The sequence below is a fragment of the Pseudomonas sp. ES3-33 genome (assembly GCF_000952175.1).
Taxonomy (GTDB): domain Bacteria; phylum Pseudomonadota; class Gammaproteobacteria; order Pseudomonadales; family Pseudomonadaceae; genus Aquipseudomonas; species Aquipseudomonas gregormendelii.
Window position 1 is genome coordinate 1 of record NZ_JZRI01000155.1, and the last position, 3,198, is coordinate 3,198.

Consider the following 3,198-nt stretch of genomic DNA (forward strand, 5'->3'; position numbering starts at 1 on the left):
AGATGTGTATAAGAGACAGCGCTCAGCAAGTTATCGAGGTCTGCAGGGTGCTCGACGGTTCAAGATTGAACAGATGAATTAAAAATAGCAAAGTTCTGACCTTTGACAAGTTATCGATTATTTGAGTTCGAATTATTGGAGGATCAGAATATACATGATGACTTTAAATAAAATCAGCGAAGCCAGCCGAGGCTGACCTCGCGTTACACTTAGGCCGCTTTGAAGCAGTAAGCCGCCAGCTTGTTCCCGTCAAGGTCACGGGCGTAGGCAGCATAAGCATTTGGTGCCCAGCCGCGTGTGCCAGGGGCGCCGGCGCAGACGCCACCTGCAGCCAGGGCTGCGGCATGGAACGCGTCGATTGCGGCGCGGCTCGGAGCCTCGAAGCTTACAGTCACGCCGTTACCGACGGTGGCGGGTTCGCCGTTGGCCGGTTTCAGGACGAAGAAAGAAGGTGCGTTCTCCCCCCAGATTGAACCATTGTCGTCCAAATCGGCAATGCGCTTGTGACCCAGCTTACCCAGTACGCTATCGTAAAAAGCGCGTGCTTTGTGCAGGTCGTTAGTACCAACTGTGACGTGAGTGAATACGCTCATCTTGGGTTCTCTTGATTGTTTATGAAGTGGGTGTTGCTCTTGTTGCATCAGGATGGTTTGCACCCTGACAACTAATCGCTGGATCTTCTGACTCAGCGATCGAAGTGAATTACGGTACGAATACTCTTGCCTTCGTGCATCAGGTCAAAGGCCTTGTTGATATCCTCCAACCCCATGGTGTGAGTAATGAAGGTGTCCAGAGGAATTTCTCCTTTCTGCGCTTTCTCGACATAGCTGGGTAGCTCGCTGCGACCTTTCACTCCGCCAAAGGCCGAGCCGCGCCAGACCCTGCCAGTAACTAATTGGAATGGACGGGTACTGATTTCCTGCCCGGCGCCAGCGACACCGATAATCACCGACTCACCCCAACCCTTATGGCAACACTCCAGAGCTGCGCGCATCAGCTTGACGTTGCCGATGCATTCAAACGAGTAATCCACCCCCCCCTCGGTAAGTTCGACGATCACGTCCTGGATCGGCTGGTCGTAATCCTTCGGATTGATGAAATCGGTGGCGCCCAATTGCCTAGCAATCTCGAACTTGGCCGGGTTGATATCGATCGCGATGATTCGGCCAGCCTTGGCCATGGTGGCGCCAATGATCGCAGCCAGGCCGATGCCACCCAAGCCGAAGATGGCCACACTGGCGCCCTCCTCCACTTTGGCCGTGTTGAGTACCGCGCCTATGCCGGTCGTAACACCGCAACCGAGCAGGCAAACCTGCTCCAGCGGAGCCTCCTTTGCAATTTTCGCCAGCGAGATTTCCGGCAGCACCGTGTACTCGGAGAACGTCGAGGTGCCCATGTAGTGGAAGATCGGCTGCCCCTTATAGGAGAAGCGACTGGTGCCGTCAGGCATCAGGCCTTTTCCCTGAGTGGCACGGATTTTCTGACAGAGGTTTGTCTTGCCGGACTTGCAGAATTTGCACTCGCCACATTCCGGGGTATAGAGCGGGATCACATGATCGCCCACCGCCACGGACGTCACCCCCTCGCCAATGGCCTCGACGATACCGCCGCCCTCGTGACCGAGGATGACCGGAAAGATACCTTCCGGATCGGCGCCGGATAGGGTGAAGGCATCGGTATGGCAGACGCCCGTGGCCGTGATGCGTACCAGCACCTCCCCAGCCTGCGGCGGTGCCACATCGACTTCGACAATTTGCAGGGGCTGGTTGGCAGCAAAGGCTACTGCAGCTCGCGATTTGATCATTATTGTTTTTCCTGAACGCAACGAAGACGGTGGTCGGTGTTAATCGTAGTAGGGCTTGTCACTGGCGTAAGTCCAATGTCACGGCGCTGGTTGGGCGCGTACAGCAGAGCAGGATATTGCCGTTTGTGGGGGCATCCAGCGGCTCTTCGAAATACTCGACAGAGCCTTCACGCAAGCTGACCTCGCAGCTGTTGCAGAGACCGGTCCGGCAATTGAAAGTCGGCGTAAGCCCGGCCTGTTCGGCGAGCTCTAGCAGTGAGTGGCAGTTCTGATCCCATGAGACCTGGGTTCCAGATGGCAGAAACTGCACGTTTAATGTGCTTTCGCTCCTACTGGCCACGGCTGATGGAACAAGCATAGTGGGCGCAGTAGCGGGCGCCGGTCTAACTTCGTCCTCTTCAAGGATGGTCGCTGGACCGAAGAACTCGTAATGAATACGCTCGGCCGCGATCCCGAGGTTGCGCAGCAGACGCCAGTTCGCCTGCATAAAAGGCCGCGGACCGCACAGATAGACGTCATAGTCGTCCATCGGCAGCAGCTGTTGTAGGGTTTCTCGACTGACCAGCCCCTGGCTATGAAAGGCCTGTTTGGCCTGATCCTCCGCGTCCGGGTTGCGGTAGCAAAAGTGCGCCTTGATCCCAGGACGACAGCTGGCTAGAGTCAGCACCTCGTCACGGAAAGCATGCACGGCGCCGCTTTCGCAGGCATGGATGAAGTACACCGGACGCGTCGAGTTACGGCTCAGCTGATGCAGCATGCTCAGCATCGGGGTCAGGCCCACACCACCACTAAAGAGCACCACTGGCCTTGAGCTGTCTTCGTCCAGAGTGAAGGTTCCGGCCGGTCCGGCGATCTCCAACTGGTCGCCGACCTGCACGTGATCGTGCAGGTAATTGGAGCCTTGTCCAGGCGGCAGCTCGGGCTTGTCGAACGGTGAGGGCTCGCGCTTCACCGAAATACGCAGGCGCGATGTATCCCGGGGATCTGCACTAAAGCTGTAGTTGCGCAGCACAGTCACACCGTCATCCAAGGAAAGACGGACAATCAGGAACTGCCCCGGGCGAAAAGGCATGCTGGAAACACCATCGGCTGCCGTCAGAACGAAGGAGGTGATCACGGCGCTTTCGGGATTTTTCTCGATCACCCGATAGGCTTTGAAACCTTGCGGGGTGAGCTGTTTTTGCGCTTGGGTCCCCATCTTATGCCTCCGTCTTTTTTTCCGCGTGTTGCTGGGTCAATGGAATCAAACGATCAGACTGTTCTTCGGCAATCAACTTGGCCAGGTGACGACGAAAGCGCAACGGGCCTGAGTCAGTGGCTAGATCAATGTTGGGCGTCTGCTTGTTGGCCATACCTAGGTGCACGGCACTGAGAACGACCCGATCTTCGGCAAA

General features: G+C 56.6%; 3 protein-coding genes and 1 pseudogene. All 4 read right to left on the reverse strand.

The window, feature by feature from the left end; genetic code table 11:
• Positions 1-209 precede the first annotated feature (209 nt).
• On the reverse strand, positions 210-593 hold the full coding sequence (locus UB23_RS26670; protein ID WP_045062361.1) for a VOC family protein: 384 nt from the start codon (positions 591-593) through the stop codon (positions 210-212).
• Between the two features lie 92 nt (positions 594-685).
• The gene (locus UB23_RS26675; RefSeq protein ID WP_045062363.1) at positions 686-1,804 is read right to left on the reverse strand and encodes an S-(hydroxymethyl)glutathione dehydrogenase/class III alcohol dehydrogenase; all 1,119 of its coding nucleotides are present in this window, start codon (positions 1,802-1,804) and stop codon (positions 686-688) included.
• 58 nt (positions 1,805-1,862) lie between these two features.
• A complete protein-coding gene (locus tag UB23_RS26680) occupies positions 1,863-3,002 on the reverse strand; it encodes an FAD-binding oxidoreductase (protein ID WP_045062365.1) in 1,140 nt (379 codons plus the stop codon).
• 1 nt (position 3,003) lies between these two features.
• Positions 3,004-3,198, reverse strand: a pseudogene (locus UB23_RS30440) (aromatic ring-hydroxylating dioxygenase subunit alpha); the annotation flags it as partial.

Excerpts from the sequence above, each read along its gene's own strand:
- UB23_RS26680 (WP_045062365.1), bottom strand. The coding sequence starts at position 3,002 with ATGGGGACCCAAGCGCAAAAACAGCTCACCCCGCAAGGTTTCAAAGCC.
- UB23_RS26670 (WP_045062361.1), bottom strand. The coding sequence starts at position 593 with ATGAGCGTATTCACTCACGTCACAGTTGGTACTAACGACCTGCACAAA.
- UB23_RS26675 (WP_045062363.1), bottom strand. The coding sequence starts at position 1,804 with ATGATCAAATCGCGAGCTGCAGTAGCCTTTGCTGCCAACCAGCCCCTG.